This window comes from uncultured Duncaniella sp., assembly GCF_910578445.1.
Taxonomy (GTDB): Bacteria; Bacteroidota; Bacteroidia; order Bacteroidales; family Muribaculaceae; genus Duncaniella.
Window position 1 is genome coordinate 1 of record NZ_CAJTQC010000071.1, and the last position, 803, is coordinate 803.

The 803-nt window shown below is 49.2% G+C and carries 2 protein-coding genes; both read left to right on the top strand.

What is annotated here, in order from left to right; genetic code table 11:
• Positions 1-221: hypothetical protein (locus QZ311_RS12355; protein WP_297068526.1), on the top strand; the 221-nt coding region annotated here is incomplete at its 5' end.
• On the top strand, positions 208-803 hold a 596-nt coding region (locus tag QZ311_RS12360; RefSeq protein WP_297068528.1), incomplete at its 3' end, for a DUF6371 domain-containing protein. The genes QZ311_RS12355 and QZ311_RS12360, both read left to right, overlap by 14 nt.

Consider the following 803-nt stretch of genomic DNA (forward strand, 5'->3'; position numbering starts at 1 on the left):
GCCGTTCAAGAAATGGCTTAAAGATGCCGGTATCAAGAAGAAAGTCACCTTCCACCGCCGACGGCATCCGTATAGCCGAGCGGTTCGGAATGAAAGACCATACATTCAAGATGTTCCTTACCCGCAATCTCAATACCCTGTTCCGTCGCATACGACAAGGATGGTATCAGAAGCTTTCATGTTACTCCGCTAACAAAGTTACTACCTATGAACAGGATTGATGATGTAATGGTGGCGGCCACCATGCGGGGATACGACCGCAATAATCTGTTCGCTTTCGTGGCAACTGTAATCGGCAGTGACGAGGCAACCCGACTGATGGAGATGTATCGGGTGGGCACATCAAAGCATTGGCAAGGAGCCACGGTATTCTGGCAAATCTCAAATGACGGTGAAGTCCGTAGTGGAAAGATTATGCTGTATGACCGATTGACAGGGCATCGTGTACAGGCTCCATTCCCGCACATCAACTGGGTACACTCGGTGCTGAGATTGCCTGACTACAAACTGACCCAATGTTTCTTCGGTGAGCATCTACTCCCTTATATCCGAGATAAGCCGGTGGCTATCGTGGAGAGTGAGAAGACTGCAATACTCGCAACTCATTACCTCCCGCAATATCTGTGGCTCGCCACAGGTGGAAAGTGCAGTTGTCTCAACCACGAGGCAATCCAAGCACTACGAGGAAGAGAGGTGTTGCTTGTTCCTGACCTTAACGCTACTGACGATTGGCGCAAGAAACTGACGTTATTCGATGATTCGGGAATAAAGGCAAGTCTGTTTGAACAACTTGAACAGATGGC